Genomic DNA, 18,388 nt, shown 5'->3' on the forward strand with positions numbered 1-18,388 from the left:
TTTTGGGTTGATTATCTGTCAATTACAAATTTTGTAGTTTCACCTTCAACCGTCAGGAAATACATTCCAGCGGGCAGCGTATTGATGTCGATTTGCTGGTTTTCGCTGTCGATGTTGCCTTGCATCAAGGTCTGTCCCATCAGGTTGGTGATTTGATATTCTGGACTTTGTGTTTCATTTACACTAAAATTCTCAATATACAGAACGCTGTTGGCAGGATTCGGATAGACGGCAAAACCATTCTCATTCATTTCCTCCACACCATGCAGTTCTGTGTAAATCGCATCACAGTCATCATCGCCGAAATGATAAAGCAATTCATCATTCACCCAATAACAGCGCAAGCCATCTACGGTATAATGAACATTCCTATTCATCAGTCTTTCAGGGAAGAAACTGGTGAGATGGCCGATGCCGGAAACAATGTCGCCGCTGAATATTCCGTTTTCGTCACTCACATGCAACATGCGATAACGCACTCCCTCGTTTTCATAGTATCCGACCGAATCGACATACATGACAATGCTTTCGTAGCCCACCTTGATTTCCCATGCTTCGCCCTGAGTGGCACCAAAATCGTAAAGCGTGGTGAACTCCTGCAAATCCTTGTTCCACCAGTAAACCTTGCCGTTTTCCTCATAAACATATTCGTGGGTCACTTCAGTGATTTCATTGCGGTCGTATTGCGTATTGCTGCGCACAATCACCTTGGGGCGTTTGTTTTCGATGACGGTGTCAGTCTGACATTCCAAATGCTGGTAAGTTACCGAGCCGTTATCATTCTGGATTTCGTAGTACCATTCGGGAAGAAATGGAAGGAAACTCGGAATGTCGTTGGCATTGGGAATGCTCTTCCAATATTGTTCATTGCCAAGGAAGTACAAATGATTGTCGCTGCCTCTTGAAAGAAAACCGTCTTCACCGCCAGGAATAGGCTCTGACAAAGGAAGACCCTCAACGGTGTTGTAGAAATGCTCGCCATGATCTAATGAATAGGCCAAGACAGCATCACCATCCATGTTTATAGCGGTTTTGTAAATTATGCCATTGTCGGCAATGCCGATACTATTAGCCCAAAACGCATAAAAGCCCGGAATGTGTTCAAATTCTGAAAATTCACCCCCAAAATCAACGCCACAAACCACATTACCATCAGGATCAAATTCCATATCCTTGATGCCTATGGTTTCGAAAGCCATGAGTTCCCAGTTTCGCATATCGGAAAGTGTGGAATGATAGATTCCGATGTTGGAGCCAATGAAGTAATAGACGGAAGCAAAAACATCACCATTTTCACTGACTATCAAGTCGGTAATCCATAGGTAATCATCTATCACATCAATAATTGTATAATCCCATGTCGTTCCGCCATCCAAAGTCCAATAGACTTCCCCGTCTGAAGTCCAAATAGTGACAGTATTCTCTGACGAAGCATACAGACCACTGATGCCTGACATTGCACAAGAAGAAATTTGCGTGGTTCGCTGCCATGTATCGCCATTGTCGTCAGAATACATCATGGAAATTTGAGAATTATTAAAAACAAAAATTCTTCCTTCAGGACTGATACTAAAACAGTACATGTTAAACAAGCCGTTATAACCTGTTTCAGGACCGAGCACGATTTGCCACGTCTCTCCCTCGTCTTGCGAACGGGCGATGCCATTGGAATCATGATGCGCAAATAGACTTCCATCCGCACTTGCGCCTAAAATAACACCTTGTGCATTGATGGGCTTCCAAATGTTTTGTGCATCAAGGAGGCCGAAGCAACCGATGCAAATGATTAAGATTGTGAATAACTTTTTCATAGTGTTACAGATTTTGTTGTTTGCGATGCAAAAGTAGAACATTCCCCAACGCCAAAATCATTTTGTCAAGCCTCTAAAACGCCTTGTCTATCATAAAATCTGATGGAATAAAAATAAACGATTGGAAATCAGTTCGTTGAAAAACTAATGTCCAATCGTTGTCTATGGGTTTGTCTATTATGTTTTGCCTGTAGAGACGCGCCATGGTGCGTCTCAAGACGCAAATTTTGTTTTTATGGAGACGCACCATGGCGCGTCTCTACAAGGGTAAACCCATCATTTTTTAGGTTTCAATTCCTCGAAAATCATGCTGCGGAGGTTCTCAATCGGGACACGGACCTGATTCATCGTGTCGCGGTCGCGCACGGTGACAGTGTTGTCTTCCAAGGTCTGGTTGTCGACGGTGACGCACATTGGCGTACCGATGGCATCCTGACGGCGGTAACGCTTGCCAATGGAATCCTTTTCCTCGTACTGGCACATGAAATCGTACTTCAGTGAATCAATGATTTCGCGGGCCTTTTCCGGCAGACCGTCTTTCTTTACCAATGGCAGAACGGCCACCTTGTAAGGAGCCAGAATTGCCGGCAGTTTCAGCACAACGCGCTCAGTGCCGTCTTCCAGTTTTTCCTCGGTGTAGGCATGGCTCAACATGGCAAGGAACATGCGGTCGAGGCCGATGGAAGTTTCGATGACGTAAGGCGTATAGCTTTCGTTGGTGTCAGGATCGAAATACTGCAACTTCTTGCCTGAATATTTGGCATGGGCCGAAAGGTCGAAATCGGTGCGGCTGTGAATGCCTTCCAATTCCTTGAAACCGAATGGGAAATCAAATTCGATGTCGGTAGCGGCATTGGCATAGTGAGCCAGTTTCTCGTGATCGTGGAAACGGTATTTTTCAGCCGGCAGACCTAATGAAAGGTGCCAGTTGAGGCGTTCCTGCTTCCATTGCTTGAACCAATCCAATTCGGTGCCAGGGCGGACGAAAAACTGCATTTCCATCTGCTCGAATTCGCGCATACGGAAAATGAACTGACGGGCCACGATTTCATTACGGAAAGCCTTACCGGTCTGGGCAATGCCAAATGGAATCTTCATGCGGCCGGTCTTCTGCACATTGAGGTAGTTTACGAAAATGCCTTGAGCCGTTTCAGGACGCAGATAAATGGTGTCAGCGCCATCGGCCACCGAACCCATTTGAGTAGAGAACATCAGGTTGAACTGACGCACATCGGTCCAATTGCGGGTGCCCGAAATAGGGCAAACGATTTCAAGGTCAAGAATCAGCTGTTTGATGGCGTCAAGGTCGTTGGCTTCCATAGCGCCATACAGACGGTGACTGATTTCCTCAATCTTGGCCTTGTATTCCAACACGCGCGGATTGGTGCTCACAAACTGTTCCTCGTTGAAGGCATCGCCGAAACGCTTTCTGGCCTTTTCAACTTCCTTGTTGATTTTTTCCTCAATCTTAGCCATGTAATCTTCCACCAAGACATCGGCGCGGTAGCGTTTCTTCGAGTCGCGGTTGTCGATGAGCGGGTCGTTGAAAGCATCCAAGTGGCCCGAAGCCTTCCAAGTGGTCGGGTGCATGAAGATTGAAGCATCAATGCCGACGATGTTTTCGTGCATCTGAACCATGGCTTTCCACCAGTATTCACGGATGTTTTTCTTCAGTTCGACACCGTTCTGGCCATAATCGTAAACAGCCGAAAGACCGTCGTAAATTTCACTCGACTGGAAAATGAAACCATATTCCTTAGCGTGTGAAGTTATCTTTTTGAAAAATTCTTCTTGATTCATATAAGGTAGTTATTTAAGATTCAAATATTTAAAATTTAAAGATTCAAGATTTAAAGATTTAAAATTCAAACTTGCTAAATCAATCTGTCTAATTGTCCATTTGTTTAATAAGATTCCCGCCTTCGCGGGAATGACGGTCTCAAAAAAAGACCGTCAAAAGACTAATCATCCAAAAGTCAAATTGTCAAATTGTCCAAAAGTCTAATTGTCTAATTGTCACAAAATCAAATGATTAACATTGCATCGCCGTAGGTGAAGAAACGGTATTTTTCGTTCACGGCTTCCTTGTAGGCCTTCATCAGCAAATCGTAACCTGCAAAGGCGGCCACTTCCATCATCATTGGTGATTTTGGCAGATGGAAATTGGTAATCATGCAGTTAGCGACCGAGAAAGTGTAAGGCGGGAAGATAAAACGGTTGGTCCAGCCGCTGAAAGGCTTGATTTTTCCGCCGATGGTGGCAGCCGTTTCCAAAGCCTTTAACGAAGTTGTGCCCACGGCAAACACATTATTGTGGCGTTGGTTGGCCTCGTTGACCAAGTCGCAGCAGTTCTGGTCGATATACATTTCTTCCGAGTCAGGCTTGTGCTTGGTGAGGTCTTCCACTTCGATGTCGCGGAAATTGCCCATGCCTGGATGCAAGGTGAGTTCGGCAAACGATGCACCGATGATTTCCAAACGCTTCATCAGAATCTTGCTGAAATGCAGACCTGCAGTAGGAGCCGAAACTGCGCCTTCTACCTTAGCGTAAATGGTCTGGAAATCCTCGACATCTTCAGGGGTTTCCTCGCGGTTGATTTCCTTTGGAATAGGCGTGTGGCCTAATGAAAACAAGGTTTTCTTGAACTCATCGTACTGGCCATCGAAAAGGAAACGCAAGGTGCGGCCACGCGATGTGGTGTTGTCGATGACTTCGGCCACCAGCTGGTCGCCTTCGCCAAAATACAACTTGTTGCCGATACGGATTTTGCGTGCCGGGTCGACGAGCACATCCCAAAGGCGGCTCTCATGATTCAGTTCGCGGAGCAACAGAACCTCGATTTTTGCGCCGGTCTTTTCCTTTTCGCCATAAAGTTTGGCAGGAAACACTTTTGTATTATTAATGACAAACACGTCGCCATCCTTGGTGTAATCGACAAGATCCTTAAACACACGGTGTTCAATTTTTCCTGTCCTGCGGTCAACGACCATCAAACGGGCTTCGTCGCGGTTTGCCGTTGGATGCAAAGCGATAAGCTCGCTTGGCAAATTGAATTTGAATTGTGATAATTTCATCCTTTTATATTGAATATTGTTCGACTTTATCTTCTACAAACTTGCAAATATACTGCAAAACGGAAATTTTGTCAAGTTTTTTTACTAATTGATTGAAAATCAAAAGCAATGAAATGGAAAAAGCGACTTGATTTTTGATGAATTTGAAAAAGCACTTGTCATTTAAATCCATAAGTAGAAAAGCAGAATTAGAAACAAAACAACAAATCAATTCAATTTGTTTTTTCTCGATTTTTCTATGCAAAATAATGGTTTTAACCAAAATTCAAATTTTGACACTCAATATTTCAAGAATTGCATTATTTTTGCAAATTACTAATTAGAAACGAAAATTCAATCAACAATGAAAAAAATACTGATTCTCATAAATGCGCTGCTGTTTTCTGTTGGCATCGCAAAAGCTCAGGACATTTACTTTGCAGGTTATTCCTTGCCTGACACTTTAGGCAACGCTTCGGCTATGGTCTGGAAAAACAACACACTGGTCTACAGTTGGTTTGATGCCAATGCCAAGCCAACCATTAACGATATGTTTGTGACAGAAAATGGCGACGTTTATTGCGCCGGCCACACTACCGACACCACCCATATCGCCACTGGAACCGTTTGGAAAAACGGCGAAGTCTTCTTTACCGCTGACGAGGGTTCCGTTTTCAACAAGATGATTGTCAATGGCGACAATATCATTACAGCAGGTTACATCGTTGACACTAACAGATATGACCATGCCGCCATCTGGCAAAACGGCGAATTGCTTTATACGCCAGGCGATACGTTTGAGCACTCTGTCATCAACGCCATCGCTATGGATGACGAAGGCAACATTTATTCCGCCGGATATGTTCCCTATCCATTGCCTACCATAATCTGGAAAAACAGCGAAGTATACCTTGAACTCGACGACATTGCGTCCATCTCTGATTTGTTTCTCAGCGATGGCGACATTTTTACTGCCGGTCATATAAATGCCAATGGTTTCACCACAGCCGCCGTATGGCAAAATGATTCCACCATCTATCGAGATGATAGCGGAAGCATGTTTTCCGAAATAAACTCCATTTGCAAATCCGGCGATGACATTTTCGCGGCAGGATATATTGACACGACATTAATCGTTTTGCAAAATAACGAAGTGCTTTATGAAATTCCATATACGGGGTTCCCTATTGAAGATTATTCCAGAATCCACCAAGTTTGCGTCTCTGAAGCGAATCTGTATTTCACCGGTTGCCTGAATGGCGAAGGCATGGTTTGGAAAGATGGCGAAATCCTTTATCAGCCAGAAGATTGCAGTGACATTATCGGCATTGCATTCGTTCCAGAATGTGATGGCGAAACCCGCACCTTGCCTTGGACCGATGATTTCGAGGAAGCCACCACCGATTGGGACTGCTGGAGCATCTCCGATTTCGATGGCAACGAAGAAATCACTTGGCAACGCAACACCGAACAAGCCCAATCTGGCGATTTCAGTGCCCGTCACCTTGCCTGCGACAACATCCAGGAAGGCTGGCTCATCACACCGCCCATTTATCTGCAACCGAACCGCGATTCAACATGGATGAGTTTCAACTCCATGGAAACCAATGCTGAAAACTATACTTATAGCGGTGTTTGGGTTTCCACAACGGGAACCGAAACCAATAATTTTGCAGAAATCTGGTCGCAGGAAAACCCTTCGGAAAATTGGGACACCATCAACATCAACTTGTCTGATTATCAAGGCGAAATCGTTTATTTGGCGTTCAAATATTCAGGTCATCACGGCCACGACTGGTATATTGATGATGTAACCCTTAATGAAACCTACACCTTGCGTGATACGATTTCCGAATTTCCATACGTTGAGAATTTCGAAAACGGGTTAGGCGATTGGTACATCATTGACGAAGACCACAGCGGCAAGCAACACAACTGGAAACTCATGGAATCCGGTTTTGAAAGCGAATATTGCCTTGGCCACGACCACGACACCATCGAGACCTATCAGAAGAGCTGGACCATCAGCCGTCCGCTGCATTTCGATGTCGACATGTTCTACACGCTCAGTTATTGGAACAAAATCAGCGGACTTTCTATCAACGACCATAGCGGCATTTATGTCGCCGACAATACAGGCCACACACCTGTTCCAACTGATTTCGTTCCGTTATTTGAAAACGACGGCAACACATCAGATTGGGCTGAAAACGAAATCAACCTGAACGAATATGCCGGTCATGACATCTATCTGGCCTTTGGCTACGAAGGCTACGACCACGACTGGCTGATTGACAGCATCACTTTGGAATCGCGCATTGCAGAATACACCATTGAAGCCGTTTCCGACCATCCGGCATGGGGCTATGTCATTGGCGGCGGTACTTATCAAGTTCACGACACCATTCAGATTGAAGCCATTCCTTACGAAGGCTTTGCCTTCAACAAGTGGGACGATGATTGCATCGACAATCCGCGTACCATCATCGTTACCGAAGACCACACCTACACAGCACATTTCGGCATTCAGCAATGCCTCATCAAGACGGATGTAACGCCCGAAGGAGCCGGCACCGTTGAAGGCGGCGGCATTTATGATTACGGGACAGTGATTCATCTGATGGCAAGAGCCAACATCGGTCACCAATTTGAACAATGGAGCGACGGCGCCATCGAAAACCCACGCACCGTCAATGTCATAAGCGATGCTGTTTACATTGCTGAATTCAGCACCAACCAATATGAAATTACAGCCAATGCAAGTCCAGAAGAAGGCGGAACCGTTTCCGGGGCGGGAACTTATTATTATGGCGAAAGGGCTGAATTGAAGGCCGTACCGAATGAAAACTACATATTCCTTTGCTGGAGCGATGGCATTGCATCAAATCCAAGGGTGGTGAATGTCACGCAAAACGCATCTTTCACGGCTCTTTTCCACAAGAACGGAACGCCTGAATATGAAATCACGGTGGTTTCTGACAATCCGCTTTTGGGTGCTGTTACAGGCAGCGGCACATATCCTGAAGGAGCTGTCATTCAGATTTCCGCTTTTGCAAACAGTCACGCGCGTTTTACGCATTGGGATGATGGCAGCACTGACAATCCGCGCGACATTGAAGTCATTGGCGACATGACTTTCACAGCCTTTTTTGAGCTGATTCCAAACTATACCATAAGAGTCGAATCGGAAAACCCACTCATGGGAACAGTTTATGGCAGTGGAACTTATCAGGAAGGAACTGTTGTTGAAATCGGGGCATTGTCAGGCGAAAATTTCTACTTTAGCGGTTGGCAGGACGGCGACATGAACAATCCAAGAAGCATTACCGTCACAGAAGATGCCTATTTCATAGCTTCATTTGCCCTTGAACCTACGCCAACTTTTGATATTACGATTTATTACGATGAAAATCAGGGATTTGTGTTAGGAGCCGGCACATACCTTGCTGGTGCGACAGCCACAATAGTGGCCATTCCGTCTGACGGCTATCAATTTGTGAAATGGAGTGACGGCAACACCGAAAATCCACGGGAAATTTTTGTTGACCACGACATTATTCTTGCAGCATTCTTCAATGGCACTGGCGTTGATGAAGCGCAAGCCTCGATGATTTCGGTGTTTCCAAATCCAACAAACGACAAGATTCACATCATCGGTCTGGAAAATGCAAACGAAATGGAAATTTTCGACACTTTCGGCACATTGCTGATAAAGAAACAGATGGCTGGCGACACTGAAATTGATGTCAGCGGACTTGCATCAGGTTTTTACATCATCAGGATTGGGAAATATTTCGGAAAGTTCATCAAGCAATGAAGCTTTGTGGCAGGATATAGGTTCGTTTTTGAAACAAATCTTGTGTAGTCTTTTGTAAATCCACATTTCCATTGTCTGTGTAAAATCTGCGCATGTCAGCGCGATCCGCTGGAGAAATTCCAAATTTATGTATTTTTGCACGTTCAAAACCTCAGTCCATGCCCGAATTTGATTTGCCATCGGCTCTAACCCATGTCTACGACAGCCTCTATCAGTTGTCGCATTCGGCGGCTTCTGACAGCCTTGTGCCGAGTTTCATCGATACCGGCTTTGAGGGTGCGGTGATGCCGATGCCGAGGGCTTCCTACGATGTGCTGCAAGGCTGGGAACTCATCATTCTGGGACTCGTGCTGCTGATGGTCGTCTTGAACAAGCAACTCTATCCGCGTCCGTTCCGTCAGATTTTCCAAGTGCCTGCAGGTGCGTCGAATACCAACCAGCTGCTGCGCGAATGGTCGCCGATGAACAGTTTCCTGGGCATTACCTTTATTATAGTTTATATTGTCGTGGTGGCGCTTTTCGTACAGAAATCGTTCGTGGTTTTGTCACGCGATGTGTCGAAATACAACTCTTTCCGTGTCTACGGCATCGTCTTAGGTTGCGCTGCGGGCTGGGTGCTGCTGCGTTTCGCCATCTTATACCTTTTCAACTGGCTTTTCCGCACCAAGGATACCGTCGACCGTCAGGTGACGGTGCAGCTTTCCGTTTCCACAATGTGCTTCATTGCCATGCAGCCTGTGCTGTGGCTGTTGCTCTACAATCCTTATTCGGCATACGTCTGGGTGGGCATCGGAATCCTTGCCATTGCAGCCCTGATGCGTCTCGTGCTGGAAATTATTGAAACAAGAGTTTCGGTAAAATTGTCTTCGTTTTATATTTTTTTGTACTTTTGCACCCTCGAAATCGCACCGGGGGTGCTGCTCTTGACGGCAGGCTTACGCTATTTTAGCCAAGGTTCTGTTTTTTAATGAGTTAGTTGCTCCGTAAGCATTTGATAAACTGTCAAACAACAAAAAAGGGAACGAATGAAAATTAAGTCCATTCTGGTGTCACAGCCCCAACCTGCCGATATTGCCAAAACGCCTTACGGCGATATGATGAAGAAATACGGTGTAAACTTCACATTCGAGAAATTCATAAAACTTGAGGATGTCACAGCCAGCGAACTGCGTCAGGATCATGTCAAATTGCCGGAACATACCGCTATCATTCTGACAAGCCGCAATGCTGTCGACCATTTCTTCCGCGTCGCCAAGGAAATGCGTTATGCTGTGCCCGAAACTTTGAAATATTTCTGCATCAATGAGTCGACGGCCTTGTATCTGCAACGTTATGTGCAATATCGCAAGCGCAAGATTTTCTTCGGCAACCAGACTTTCCCCGATTTGGTTGAAATCATGAAGAAGCACAAGGAGGAAAAATATCTTTTCGTTTGCTCCAACATCAGTTCCGACGAACCTATCCAGACGCTTACCGAAGCCAAACTGAACTTCACCAAGGCTGTGATGTTCCGCACCGTTTCAGCCGATTTGAAGGATACTGTGAAAATCGCCGATTACGATATGCTGGTGTTCTTCAGCCCTGCCGGAATCGAGTCGCTGAAAGAGAATTTCCCGAAGTTCAAGCAGAAGGAAGTCGCCATCGGCGGTTTCGGCGAAGCCACTTGCAAAGCTATCACCGAGTCGGGCTACGAACTGAATTTCTGCGCTCCAACGGCCACTGCGCCTTCCATGACCATGGCCATCGAGGAATATCTTGCCGCTGAACTCAAGAAAAGCAAGAAGAAATAAAAAAAGTCTTACCTTTGTCGCTCAATGGTTCCGCTATGACCGTCAAGGAGGATCTCCCAAAATACGAAAGAATCTGCAAGCAGAGCGACATTGTGTCGCTCTTCGATAAGGGATTGGGCTTTTCCAGTTATCCTTACCGTGTCGTGTATCTGTTCCGTTCCGCCGGAGTGATGCCGCCCACTTGCCGATTGCTGGTTTCCGTGTCGAAAAAACGTTTTCACCATGCTTTCAAGCGCAACCGCGTGAAGCGCCTGATGCGCGAATCGTGGCGCAAGAACAAGGCCGCGCTGTATGCAATTTGCGAACGCGACAATATTTCGATTGATGTTGCGTTAGTCTACAACGCCACGGTCATCCATTCGTATGAGGAAATGCTTGGCAAGACCCAAAAAGCCGTGAACGAGATTGTCGATAGGTATGAAAAAATTGATGCAAATCCCTGCTAAGTTCCTGATATTCTTGATAAGAGTATATCAGGTGACACTTTCTCCTTTCATCGGAAAATCGTGCCGTTACACGCCGACATGTTCCAACTACGGCATTGAAGCCATTCAAAAATACGGTGCCATCAAAGGCGGCTGGCTGACCTTGAAAAGGATGCTCTCGTGCAATCCTTGGGGCGGCAGCGGCTATGACCCGGTTCCGTGAAGTGGAGTGTTATAAAATGGATGGTTTTGAACATTATCAAAATTAAATAGAAAAACTGATAACCGTAAACCGATAACTGAAAACTGATAACTGAAAACTGAAAACTGATAACCTAAAAACGACAAAAACATAACAATATGAAATACAGAATCACAACCTTACTGCTTTTATTCCTTCTGCCTTTCGGCTTAGTGGCTCAGGAGAAACAGAACAATTTCGAAATCGCGAAAAGCATCGACATTTACAACAGCCTGCTGCGCGAACTGAACCTGAATTATGTCGATGAAATCAATCCGGGCGAACTGAACGAAGCCGCCATCGATGCCATGCTTCAAGGTCTCGACCCTTACACGGTCTTCATTCCCGAATCGGAAATTGAAAATGCACGTTTCATCACGACGGGTGAATACGGTGGCATTGGTGCCTTGATTCATTATGATGGCGAATACACCGTGATTTCCGACCCGTATTTCGGTTGGCCGGCACAAAAGGCAGGTTTGCAGGCGGGCGATGTCATCCTTTCGGTGAATGGCGTCGACACGCACAAAAAGAATACTGCCGAAGTGAGCGAATTGCTCAAAGGTCAGCCGGGAACGGATGTCGTGCTCAAAATCCGTCGTTATGGTCAGGACAAGCCGATTGAAAAATCCATGAAACGCGAAAAGGTGAAAATCGACAACATACCTTATTATACTGTCTTCGATAACGGCATTGCTTATCTCTCGCTGAGCGGTTTCACTCGCGATGTGGCTTCGGAGATGAAGGCAAAACTGGGCGAAATGAAGAAAAACCACGAACTGAAAGGTTTCATCCTCGACTTGCGTGGCAATGGCGGCGGCCTGTTGAATGAAGCTGTCGATATTGTCAACTTGTTCATTCCCAAAGGAAAACCGGTCGTGTCGATGCGCGGCAAGGCACAAAACGCTTCCGCTCTTCATGCCACCAACAATGCGCCTCTCGATGAGGAAATTCCGTTGGCCATTCTCGTTGACGGCGGTTCGGCTTCGGCCAGCGAAATCGTTTCGGGTGCCATTCAGGATTATGATCGCGGTGTTATCATTGGTCAAAGGACTTTCGGTAAGGGCTTGGTTCAGAATATATTGCCTTTGAGTTACAACACTCAGATGAAGGTTACGATTGCCAAATATTACATTCCAAGTGGCCGTTGCATTCAGGAAATCGATTATTCGCACAAGAAGGATACGGTGAACGTCAAGAACGATAGTCTTGGCAAACCTTTCAAGACCATGGGTGGCCGCACCGTTTACGAAGGCCACGGCATCATGCCTGATGTGAAGGTTGAACGCGACACTTTCGCCACCGTCACGGCTTATCTTTACGGCAAGAACTATATTTTCGATTATGCCAACAAATTCTGCTTCGAGCATAAGTCAATCGATTCAGCTGCTACTTTCAAGATTGATGATGTTACCTATCAGGACTTTATGAATTTTGTGAAAGGCAAGGATTTCAATTATACCACTCAAAGTGAACTGGCTTTGGAAAAACTGAAACAGGCTGCCAAGGATGATGGTTATTTCGATGAAGTGAAGGGAAAGATAGATGAGTTAGAAAAAACGCTTGCAGCCGACAAGGCCAACGATTTGGTGAAAAACCGGAAAGACATTGAGGAACTGCTTCGTAGTGAGATTGTTGGACGATATTATTATCAAAAGGGAAGGATCGTTGCCAACCTGAAAAACGACCCTGACTTGAACCGCGCCTTTGAGATTTTGCTCAATACCAACGGCAAGGACGAATATCATAAGATTTTAGGCAAGTGATGTTTGGATTGGGCAGTTATAGGGATTTAGTTCAGCCGGCTTATTTTTTCGGCCTGCTGATGATGGCGGTAAGTCTTACACTTTCGCCATTCCTGATGAGTGTTGCCCAGTTTTGGATGGTCGGCATTTGGATTATCGACGGTGCCGTCAGCAAGGATTTTAAGGAAAAATGGCATCATTTCACTCATAATTGGATTGCATTGCTGATCGTTTCCTTGTATTTGCTACATGTTTTTGGACTTGTTTATACATCTGATTTTCAATATGCTTTCAAGGATTTGCGCATAAAGTTGCCATTGTTGGTTTTGCCTTTTGTGTTATCGTCGATGAAGCCTTTAAGCAAGAAGCAATTCGATTTGCTGCTCAATGTTTATGTGCTTTCGGTTTTTGTGGCGACTTGCTTCAGTTTCACCCATTATGTCAGGCACGATTATCAGGATGTGCGCGAAATCTCGCATTTCATCAGCCATATCCGTTTCTGTCTGCAAATTGTGTTTTGTATTTTCATTACGGGCTATTATCTTCTGAAACGGCAGTCGAAATGGTGGGAGTGCGTTCTGGAAATCTTGCTGATTGTGTGGTTCTGCATTCAGATTTACATTTTTGAATCCCTGTCGGGTTATGTTGTTTTCTGTGGCAGCATTTTTGTGACTTTATTATATTTGATTCGGCAGTTGCGTCAAGGGCGCACTCTGTTTATGGGAACATTGCTGTTTCTGTTATTTGTGACAGCATTTTGCGGTTTTAAGCTTTGTTGCATGATGAAGCCAATGATGAGTGTCGAAAAAGTGGATTTTGCGGCATTGCCTAAAAAAACCGCCCAAGGCAATTTGTATTGGCACGACACGACTGTCTTCATCGCTGAAGATGGGCGTTATATCGGATTGTATTATTGCCATAAGGAAATGCGTGAGACCTGGCCCTTGCGCAGCCAGATGAAATTTGATGGCAAGACGCAAAATGGGGAAAACCTTGAGGCGACTTTGGCTCGTTATCTCACTTCAAAAGGTTTGACAAAGGATGCCGAAGGCGTGATGGCTTTGGACGAGCAGGACATCCGCAATGTGGAGCAGGGCATTCCAAATTATAATAATTGGATTCATCCGGGCGTGAGGGCAAGAATTTCTTCCACTTTGTTTGAATATAAACTTTACCGCCACAATAATTATGCTAATGGTGGTTCCTTGTCGCAACGCATCGAATATACCCGCGCTTCGCTTTATCTGATTAAAGAACATCCGATTTTCGGCATTGGGACCGGTGATGCTCCCGATTTGTACCAGCAGGCCTATGACGAATTGGATTCGCCTTTGGATTTGAGCTACAGACGCAGGGCGCACAACCAGTATCTTTCTATTACTGTGGCATTTGGCGCAGTTGGTTTGCTATTGTTCCTTGCCGTGCTGTTGCTGCCGTATTGTTCAAATAAAAAATATCGTACTTATTTGTACACCATTTTCCTTTGCATCATTTTGCTGTCGATGTTGCCTGAAGACACAATCGAGACACAAGCCGGAGTGACATTTTTCGCTTTCTTTGAAGCTTTGTTTTTGCTTGCCCATCCGAATAACGAAGAATTTGAAAATTGACATACTATGAGAAAAGAACAATTTGTTTCACCTTACGAAGTCTACGATAATCTTGAAGAACTGAACGCGCAAGATGCTGAATTGCTGCAATATGCTCACAAAGCGGCTCAAAATGCCTACGCGCCTTATTCGATGTTTCATGTCGGGGCTGCTGTGCGTTTGGCTAATGGAAAAATCGTTTCGGGAAACAACATTGAGAATGCGGCTTATCCGAGCGGTTTGTGTGCCGAGCGTGTCACTTTGTTCAGTGCCCAGGCACAATATCCGGGTGTGGCCGTTGAAGCGATTGCCGTGACTGCACACTCCGAGAAAACTCTTGTCGATGAGCCGATTGCGCCTTGTGGCGCTTGCCGTCAGGTGATGGTGGAGGTGGAGAAACTTTCACAACGGAAACTTCGCATTTTGTGCCAAGGTGAAACGGTTCCTGTGATGGTTTTCGATGGCATTGAGACTTTGATGCCATTCATTTTCGTCGATAAATTTCTTTGATCAGGCAAATGTAAATAGCAGATTTCCAAAGAAATTCCAAAGTGTGGAAACGCCGACGCCAAAAATCTTGCTGAGGTAGAAGTCCCATTTCAGTTTTCCGTTGAGCAGATAAACCGTGAGCGTGTCGAGACCTAAGCCGACAAGCGCAACGGCAAAGTATTTCACGAACTCAGTGCCAATCTGCGGGTTGTCGCTTTGGAATGTCCAGATGCGATTCAGGAAATAATTGGTGGTGGCGGCGAAAACGAAACCAAGAATGTTGCTGAAATACTTGTTCAGTTTCAGCCATTCCTTGCAGATGTAGGTAATTCCAAAATTGACAATGACACCTGAAAATCCTACAACACCGAATTTCAGGAATTTGAGTAAAAACGCTTTGGTCAGTTCAATTTTCAGAATTATGCTTTTCAACATTTTCTTTTACTTTGCTGCAAAGGTAGCTGTTTTTTGGAAAATATAGGTTACTTTTGCACAAAATTTCGGTGATGAACGAAGTAAAAAACATAAGCATTGAGGAGTATGACTATCCTTTGTCCGAGGAACGCATTGCGAAATATCCGTTGGCAGAGCGTGATGCGTCAAAACTTTTGGTGTTGAAAGACAATGCGATACAGGAATCACAATTCAAATATATCGGTCAGTTTTTGCCTAAAGATGCCTTGCTGATTTTCAACGAGACCAAGGTAATCCGTGCGCGTCTTCAGTTCCTGAAAGACACAGGCTCGCATATCGAGGTATTTTGCCTGGAGCCAGACGATGATTATCAGATTGCTTTCAGCAGCGTTTCGCCTGTGCGTTGGAAATGCTTGGTGGGCAATTCAAAACGTTGGCGCGATGGCTTGCTCAGCATGAATTTGAATGTGAATGGGCAGAACGTTGTGCTGAATGCAAACCGCGTGGAGAAAAACGACCAGTATTCTGAAATCGAATTTTCGTGGACACCTGAAAATGTGCCATTTGCAAGCATTTTGGAAGCAGCGGGCGAAATTCCTTTGCCGCCTTATCTGCATCGTGATGCCGAGCCAGAAGACCGCGACCGTTATCAGACGGTTTTTGCGCGTTACGATGGTTCTGTGGCGGCACCGACGGCAGGATTGCATTTCACCCAGCCTTTGATTGCCGACTTGAAAGCTGCTGGTTTCCAGTTTGATGAAGTGACGTTGCATGTCGGGGCCGGCACTTTCCGTCCTGTGGCTACCGAGACAATCGGCGAACACGCCATGCATTCCGAAACCATCATTGTGCGCCGCAGTTTGATTGAAAATCTCATTCATCATCTGGGCAAAAACATCATTCCGGTTGGAACGACGAGCACGCGCACCTTGGAAAGCCTCTATTGGATTGGCTTGATGCTCAAGGAGCAAGGTCTGGATTTGCGCAACCTTCATGTCGACCAATGGTATCCGTATGAAAATCACGAGCCTCTGACCACGGATGATGCCTTGCAAATGATTCTCCAATATCTTGACAAACATCAGCTTACGCGCCTCGAGGCAAGTACTTCCCTGATGATTGCGCCAAGTTACAAAATGCGCGTCATCACAGGCTTGATTACCAATTTCCATCAGCCGAAAAGCACCTTGTTATTATTGGTTTCGGCTCTCATAGGCGAAAAATGGAAAGCGTGCTACAGGTTTGCCCTCGACAACGGTTTCCGTTTCCTGAGTTATGGCGACAGTTGCTTGTTTTTACCGCAATGAAAATATTTTGGAACGATATTTGATAAAAAATAAATCATTAACAACTTAAACTAATTACAACAATGAAGAAATCAGTTTTATTCGGCGTTATGGCATTCTTCGCTGTCAGCGCCATGAGCATTCAGAGTGCAAACGCACAAAATGTCACGGTCAAGAAAAACGCTAAGACCGAACAGAAAGCAACGTTTTCAACCAACAAGACTCAGGCTCAGCCATCCAGTGAAAACGCAAAACCGGCTGTGAAGACGAACACAAAGAAAGGCGTTACTCCTGAAGAAATCAAGGCAAAAGAGGCCGAAAAGAAAGCTATCCTTGAAAAAGAAAAGGCTCAACAGCAAGTGAAGCAGGATGTTAAGGCTGCTGATAAGAAAATGAAGCAGGACGTCAAAGCCGCTGACAAGAAAATGAAAAGCGATGTCAAGGCTGCTGACAAGAAAGTGAAGAAAGAAATCAAGAAAGGCGAAAAGATGACAAAAGCCCAGCGCGACGAGAAGATTAAAGCTGCTCAGGCTGCCAAGTCTAAGGAGGCCACATCCGACAAGAAAGTCAAGAAATAAGCAATTTATTTCTTCCTGCCCGAAAGCATCTCAGCGTATGTCCTGAGGTGCTTTTTCTTTTCTTCAGGAACGGCAATTGAGTCTAACAGGGCAAAGGCCTTGCGGTCGTATTCCAGCATGACGCGCTCCACTTCTTCCTTGACATGAAGACGGTCGTAGATTTTCTTCACTTCCGCAATCTTTTCCTCTTCATCGTGGTCGACGCGCATCGAGAAGTAACGTTGCAGGCGTTTTCTGTCTTTCTCATCGGCAAGTTCCAAGGCTTTCAGATAGAGATAAGTCTTTTTGTTGTCGGCAATGTCGCCGCCATGGCGTTTCCCGAACACTTCCACATCGCTGTAAAGGTCGAGAATGTCGTCCTGCAACTGGAAACTCATGCCGATATTGATGCCGAAATCATACAAGGCCTGAATGTTTTTTTCATTGGCTCCCGCAATGGTAGCGCCCATTTGCAGGCTGGTGGCGAGTAAAACGGCGGTTTTCAGGCGAATCATTTCCAGATATTCCGCAATGGTGATTTCGTCTCGCGTTTCGTAATTCAGGTCAAACTGCTGGCCTTCGCACACTTCACGGGCCACTTTTCCTAACAGTTGAGCGGTGGCAATGCCGTTCTTCGTCTTCATGGCAAACTCAAAAGCCATCGCCAGCATGGCGTCGCCCGAAAGAATGGCAATGTTGGAATTCCACTTTTGGTAGACGGTTTCCATGCTGCGGCGCAAAGGAGCCTGATCCATGATGTCATCGTGGATTAAAGTGAAATTGTGGAAGGTTTCCAATGCCAAGGCGGGCCAAAGGGCAACGGCCTCGTCGCCATCAAACATGTCGTTGGCCAAAAGACAAAGCATGGGGCGTAAACGCTTGCCTTTCTGTAAGATAGTATATGAAATAGGTTCGTATAATTCGATCGGGTTGCCGCCGAAATCGCATTTGCCGATAAATTCGGTGATGTCGTTTTGTAATTGTTTAATCTTTTCCATAGTGCAAAGTTACGGAAATCTTTTAAGTAACGCCTAAGTACATGACAAAATTTGAAAGATGTCGAATTTAGGTATATGATTAGGGTTCATTATGCACTCGGCGATGTAGTCCAGGCCGTACTTGAAGAATGACACGGCCTTTCTCCCGTTCTTGAGTATTCTGATTTTCTTGA

15 protein-coding genes are annotated in these 18,388 nt (G+C 45.4%); 10 read left to right on the forward strand and 5 right to left on the reverse strand.

Going from position 1 to position 18,388, the window contains the following annotated elements; all coding sequences use genetic code 11:
- Positions 1–11: 11 nt before the first annotated feature.
- From AC06MN_RS10725 to queA, 3 genes are all read right to left on the reverse strand, one after another.
- Positions 12–1,811 carry a T9SS type A sorting domain-containing protein gene (locus AC06MN_RS10725; protein WP_475672374.1) on the reverse strand — a complete coding sequence of 600 codons (1,800 nt, stop codon included), beginning with the start codon at positions 1,809–1,811 and terminating at the stop codon, positions 12–14.
- A 276-nt stretch (positions 1,812–2,087) separates the two neighbouring features.
- Positions 2,088–3,611: a glycine--tRNA ligase gene (locus AC06MN_RS10730; protein ID WP_475672375.1), complete on the reverse strand. Its 1,524-nt coding sequence runs from the start codon at positions 3,609–3,611 to the stop codon at positions 2,088–2,090.
- Between the two features lie 224 nt (positions 3,612–3,835).
- Complete coding sequence (queA, locus tag AC06MN_RS10735; protein ID WP_475672376.1) at positions 3,836–4,885, reverse strand: tRNA preQ1(34) S-adenosylmethionine ribosyltransferase-isomerase QueA; 1,050 nt, start codon at positions 4,883–4,885, stop codon at positions 3,836–3,838.
- 343 nt (positions 4,886–5,228) lie between these two features.
- Between queA and AC06MN_RS10740 the strand changes: the two genes are divergently transcribed.
- The 8 genes from AC06MN_RS10740 (at position 5,229) to AC06MN_RS10775 (ending at position 14,981) form a co-directional block, all read left to right on the forward strand.
- Complete coding sequence (locus tag AC06MN_RS10740) at positions 5,229–8,681, forward strand: InlB B-repeat-containing protein (protein ID WP_475672377.1); 3,453 nt, start codon at positions 5,229–5,231, stop codon at positions 8,679–8,681.
- Between the two features lie 158 nt (positions 8,682–8,839).
- Entirely contained in the window at positions 8,840–9,649 is an 810-nt protein-coding gene (locus tag AC06MN_RS10745; RefSeq protein WP_475672378.1) for a DUF4271 domain-containing protein, read from the forward strand.
- A 57-nt stretch (positions 9,650–9,706) separates the two neighbouring features.
- Complete coding sequence (locus AC06MN_RS10750) at positions 9,707–10,471, forward strand: uroporphyrinogen-III synthase (RefSeq protein WP_475672379.1); 765 nt, start codon at positions 9,707–9,709, stop codon at positions 10,469–10,471.
- Between the two features lie 35 nt (positions 10,472–10,506).
- Positions 10,507–10,917, forward strand: coding sequence for a ribonuclease P protein component (gene rnpA, locus AC06MN_RS10755; RefSeq protein ID WP_475672380.1), 411 nt, complete (start codon positions 10,507–10,509; stop codon positions 10,915–10,917).
- A complete protein-coding gene (gene yidD, locus AC06MN_RS10760) occupies positions 10,889–11,119 on the forward strand; it encodes a membrane protein insertion efficiency factor YidD (protein WP_475672381.1) in 231 nt (76 codons plus the stop codon). The genes rnpA and yidD overlap by 29 nt, the downstream gene beginning before the upstream one ends.
- A 137-nt stretch (positions 11,120–11,256) precedes the next feature.
- Positions 11,257–12,903: a S41 family peptidase gene (locus AC06MN_RS10765; protein WP_475672382.1), complete on the forward strand. Its 1,647-nt coding sequence runs from the start codon at positions 11,257–11,259 to the stop codon at positions 12,901–12,903.
- Positions 12,903–14,492 carry an O-antigen ligase family protein gene (locus tag AC06MN_RS10770; protein WP_475672388.1) on the forward strand — a complete coding sequence of 530 codons (1,590 nt, stop codon included), beginning with the start codon at positions 12,903–12,905 and terminating at the stop codon, positions 14,490–14,492. Before AC06MN_RS10765 ends, AC06MN_RS10770 begins: the two co-directional genes overlap by 1 nt.
- 6 nt (positions 14,493–14,498) lie before the next feature.
- On the forward strand, positions 14,499–14,981 hold the full coding sequence (locus tag AC06MN_RS10775) for a cytidine deaminase (protein WP_475672383.1): 483 nt from the start codon (positions 14,499–14,501) through the stop codon (positions 14,979–14,981).
- Here AC06MN_RS10775 and AC06MN_RS10780 read toward each other — a convergent pair whose 3' ends face one another.
- Complete coding sequence (locus AC06MN_RS10780) at positions 14,982–15,395, reverse strand: GtrA family protein (protein WP_475672384.1); 414 nt, start codon at positions 15,393–15,395, stop codon at positions 14,982–14,984.
- Between the two features lie 71 nt (positions 15,396–15,466).
- Here AC06MN_RS10780 and AC06MN_RS10785 point away from each other — a divergent pair, with 71 nt between their 5' ends.
- Together AC06MN_RS10785 and AC06MN_RS10790 are read left to right on the forward strand one after the other, a co-directional pair.
- Positions 15,467–16,681, forward strand: coding sequence for an S-adenosylmethionine:tRNA ribosyltransferase-isomerase (locus AC06MN_RS10785; protein ID WP_475672385.1), 1,215 nt, complete (start codon positions 15,467–15,469; stop codon positions 16,679–16,681).
- A 62-nt stretch (positions 16,682–16,743) separates the two neighbouring features.
- Positions 16,744–17,238, forward strand: a complete 495-nt coding sequence (locus AC06MN_RS10790) for a hypothetical protein (RefSeq protein WP_475672386.1) — start codon at positions 16,744–16,746, stop codon at positions 17,236–17,238.
- A 5-nt stretch (positions 17,239–17,243) separates the two neighbouring features.
- On the opposite strand, the gene AC06MN_RS10795 is transcribed toward AC06MN_RS10790, so the two are convergent.
- Entirely contained in the window at positions 17,244–18,215 is a 972-nt protein-coding gene (locus AC06MN_RS10795) for a polyprenyl synthetase family protein (RefSeq protein ID WP_475672387.1), read from the reverse strand.
- Positions 18,216–18,388 lie beyond the last annotated feature (173 nt).

Source organism: Candidatus Limimorpha sp. (genome assembly GCF_056203535.1).

Bases quoted from the DNA above. Each gene is read 5' to 3' on its own strand.
- AC06MN_RS10725 (WP_475672374.1), bottom strand. From the start codon at position 1,811: ATGAAAAAGTTATTCACAATCTTAATCATTTGCATCGGTTGCTTCGGC.
- AC06MN_RS10730 (WP_475672375.1), bottom strand. From the start codon at position 3,611: ATGAATCAAGAAGAATTTTTCAAAAAGATAACTTCACACGCTAAGGAA.
- queA (WP_475672376.1), bottom strand. From the start codon at position 4,885: ATGAAATTATCACAATTCAAATTCAATTTGCCAAGCGAGCTTATCGCT.
- AC06MN_RS10740 (WP_475672377.1), top strand. From the start codon at position 5,229: ATGAAAAAAATACTGATTCTCATAAATGCGCTGCTGTTTTCTGTTGGC.
- AC06MN_RS10745 (WP_475672378.1), top strand. From the start codon at position 8,840: ATGCCCGAATTTGATTTGCCATCGGCTCTAACCCATGTCTACGACAGC.
- AC06MN_RS10750 (WP_475672379.1), top strand. From the start codon at position 9,707: ATGAAAATTAAGTCCATTCTGGTGTCACAGCCCCAACCTGCCGATATT.
- rnpA (WP_475672380.1), top strand. From the start codon at position 10,507: ATGACCGTCAAGGAGGATCTCCCAAAATACGAAAGAATCTGCAAGCAG.
- yidD (WP_475672381.1), top strand. From the start codon at position 10,889: ATGAAAAAATTGATGCAAATCCCTGCTAAGTTCCTGATATTCTTGATA.
- AC06MN_RS10765 (WP_475672382.1), top strand. From the start codon at position 11,257: ATGAAATACAGAATCACAACCTTACTGCTTTTATTCCTTCTGCCTTTC.
- AC06MN_RS10770 (WP_475672388.1), top strand. From the start codon at position 12,903: ATGTTTGGATTGGGCAGTTATAGGGATTTAGTTCAGCCGGCTTATTTT.
- AC06MN_RS10775 (WP_475672383.1), top strand. From the start codon at position 14,499: ATGAGAAAAGAACAATTTGTTTCACCTTACGAAGTCTACGATAATCTT.
- AC06MN_RS10780 (WP_475672384.1), bottom strand. From the start codon at position 15,395: ATGTTGAAAAGCATAATTCTGAAAATTGAACTGACCAAAGCGTTTTTA.
- AC06MN_RS10785 (WP_475672385.1), top strand. From the start codon at position 15,467: ATGAACGAAGTAAAAAACATAAGCATTGAGGAGTATGACTATCCTTTG.
- AC06MN_RS10790 (WP_475672386.1), top strand. From the start codon at position 16,744: ATGAAGAAATCAGTTTTATTCGGCGTTATGGCATTCTTCGCTGTCAGC.
- AC06MN_RS10795 (WP_475672387.1), bottom strand. From the start codon at position 18,215: ATGGAAAAGATTAAACAATTACAAAACGACATCACCGAATTTATCGGC.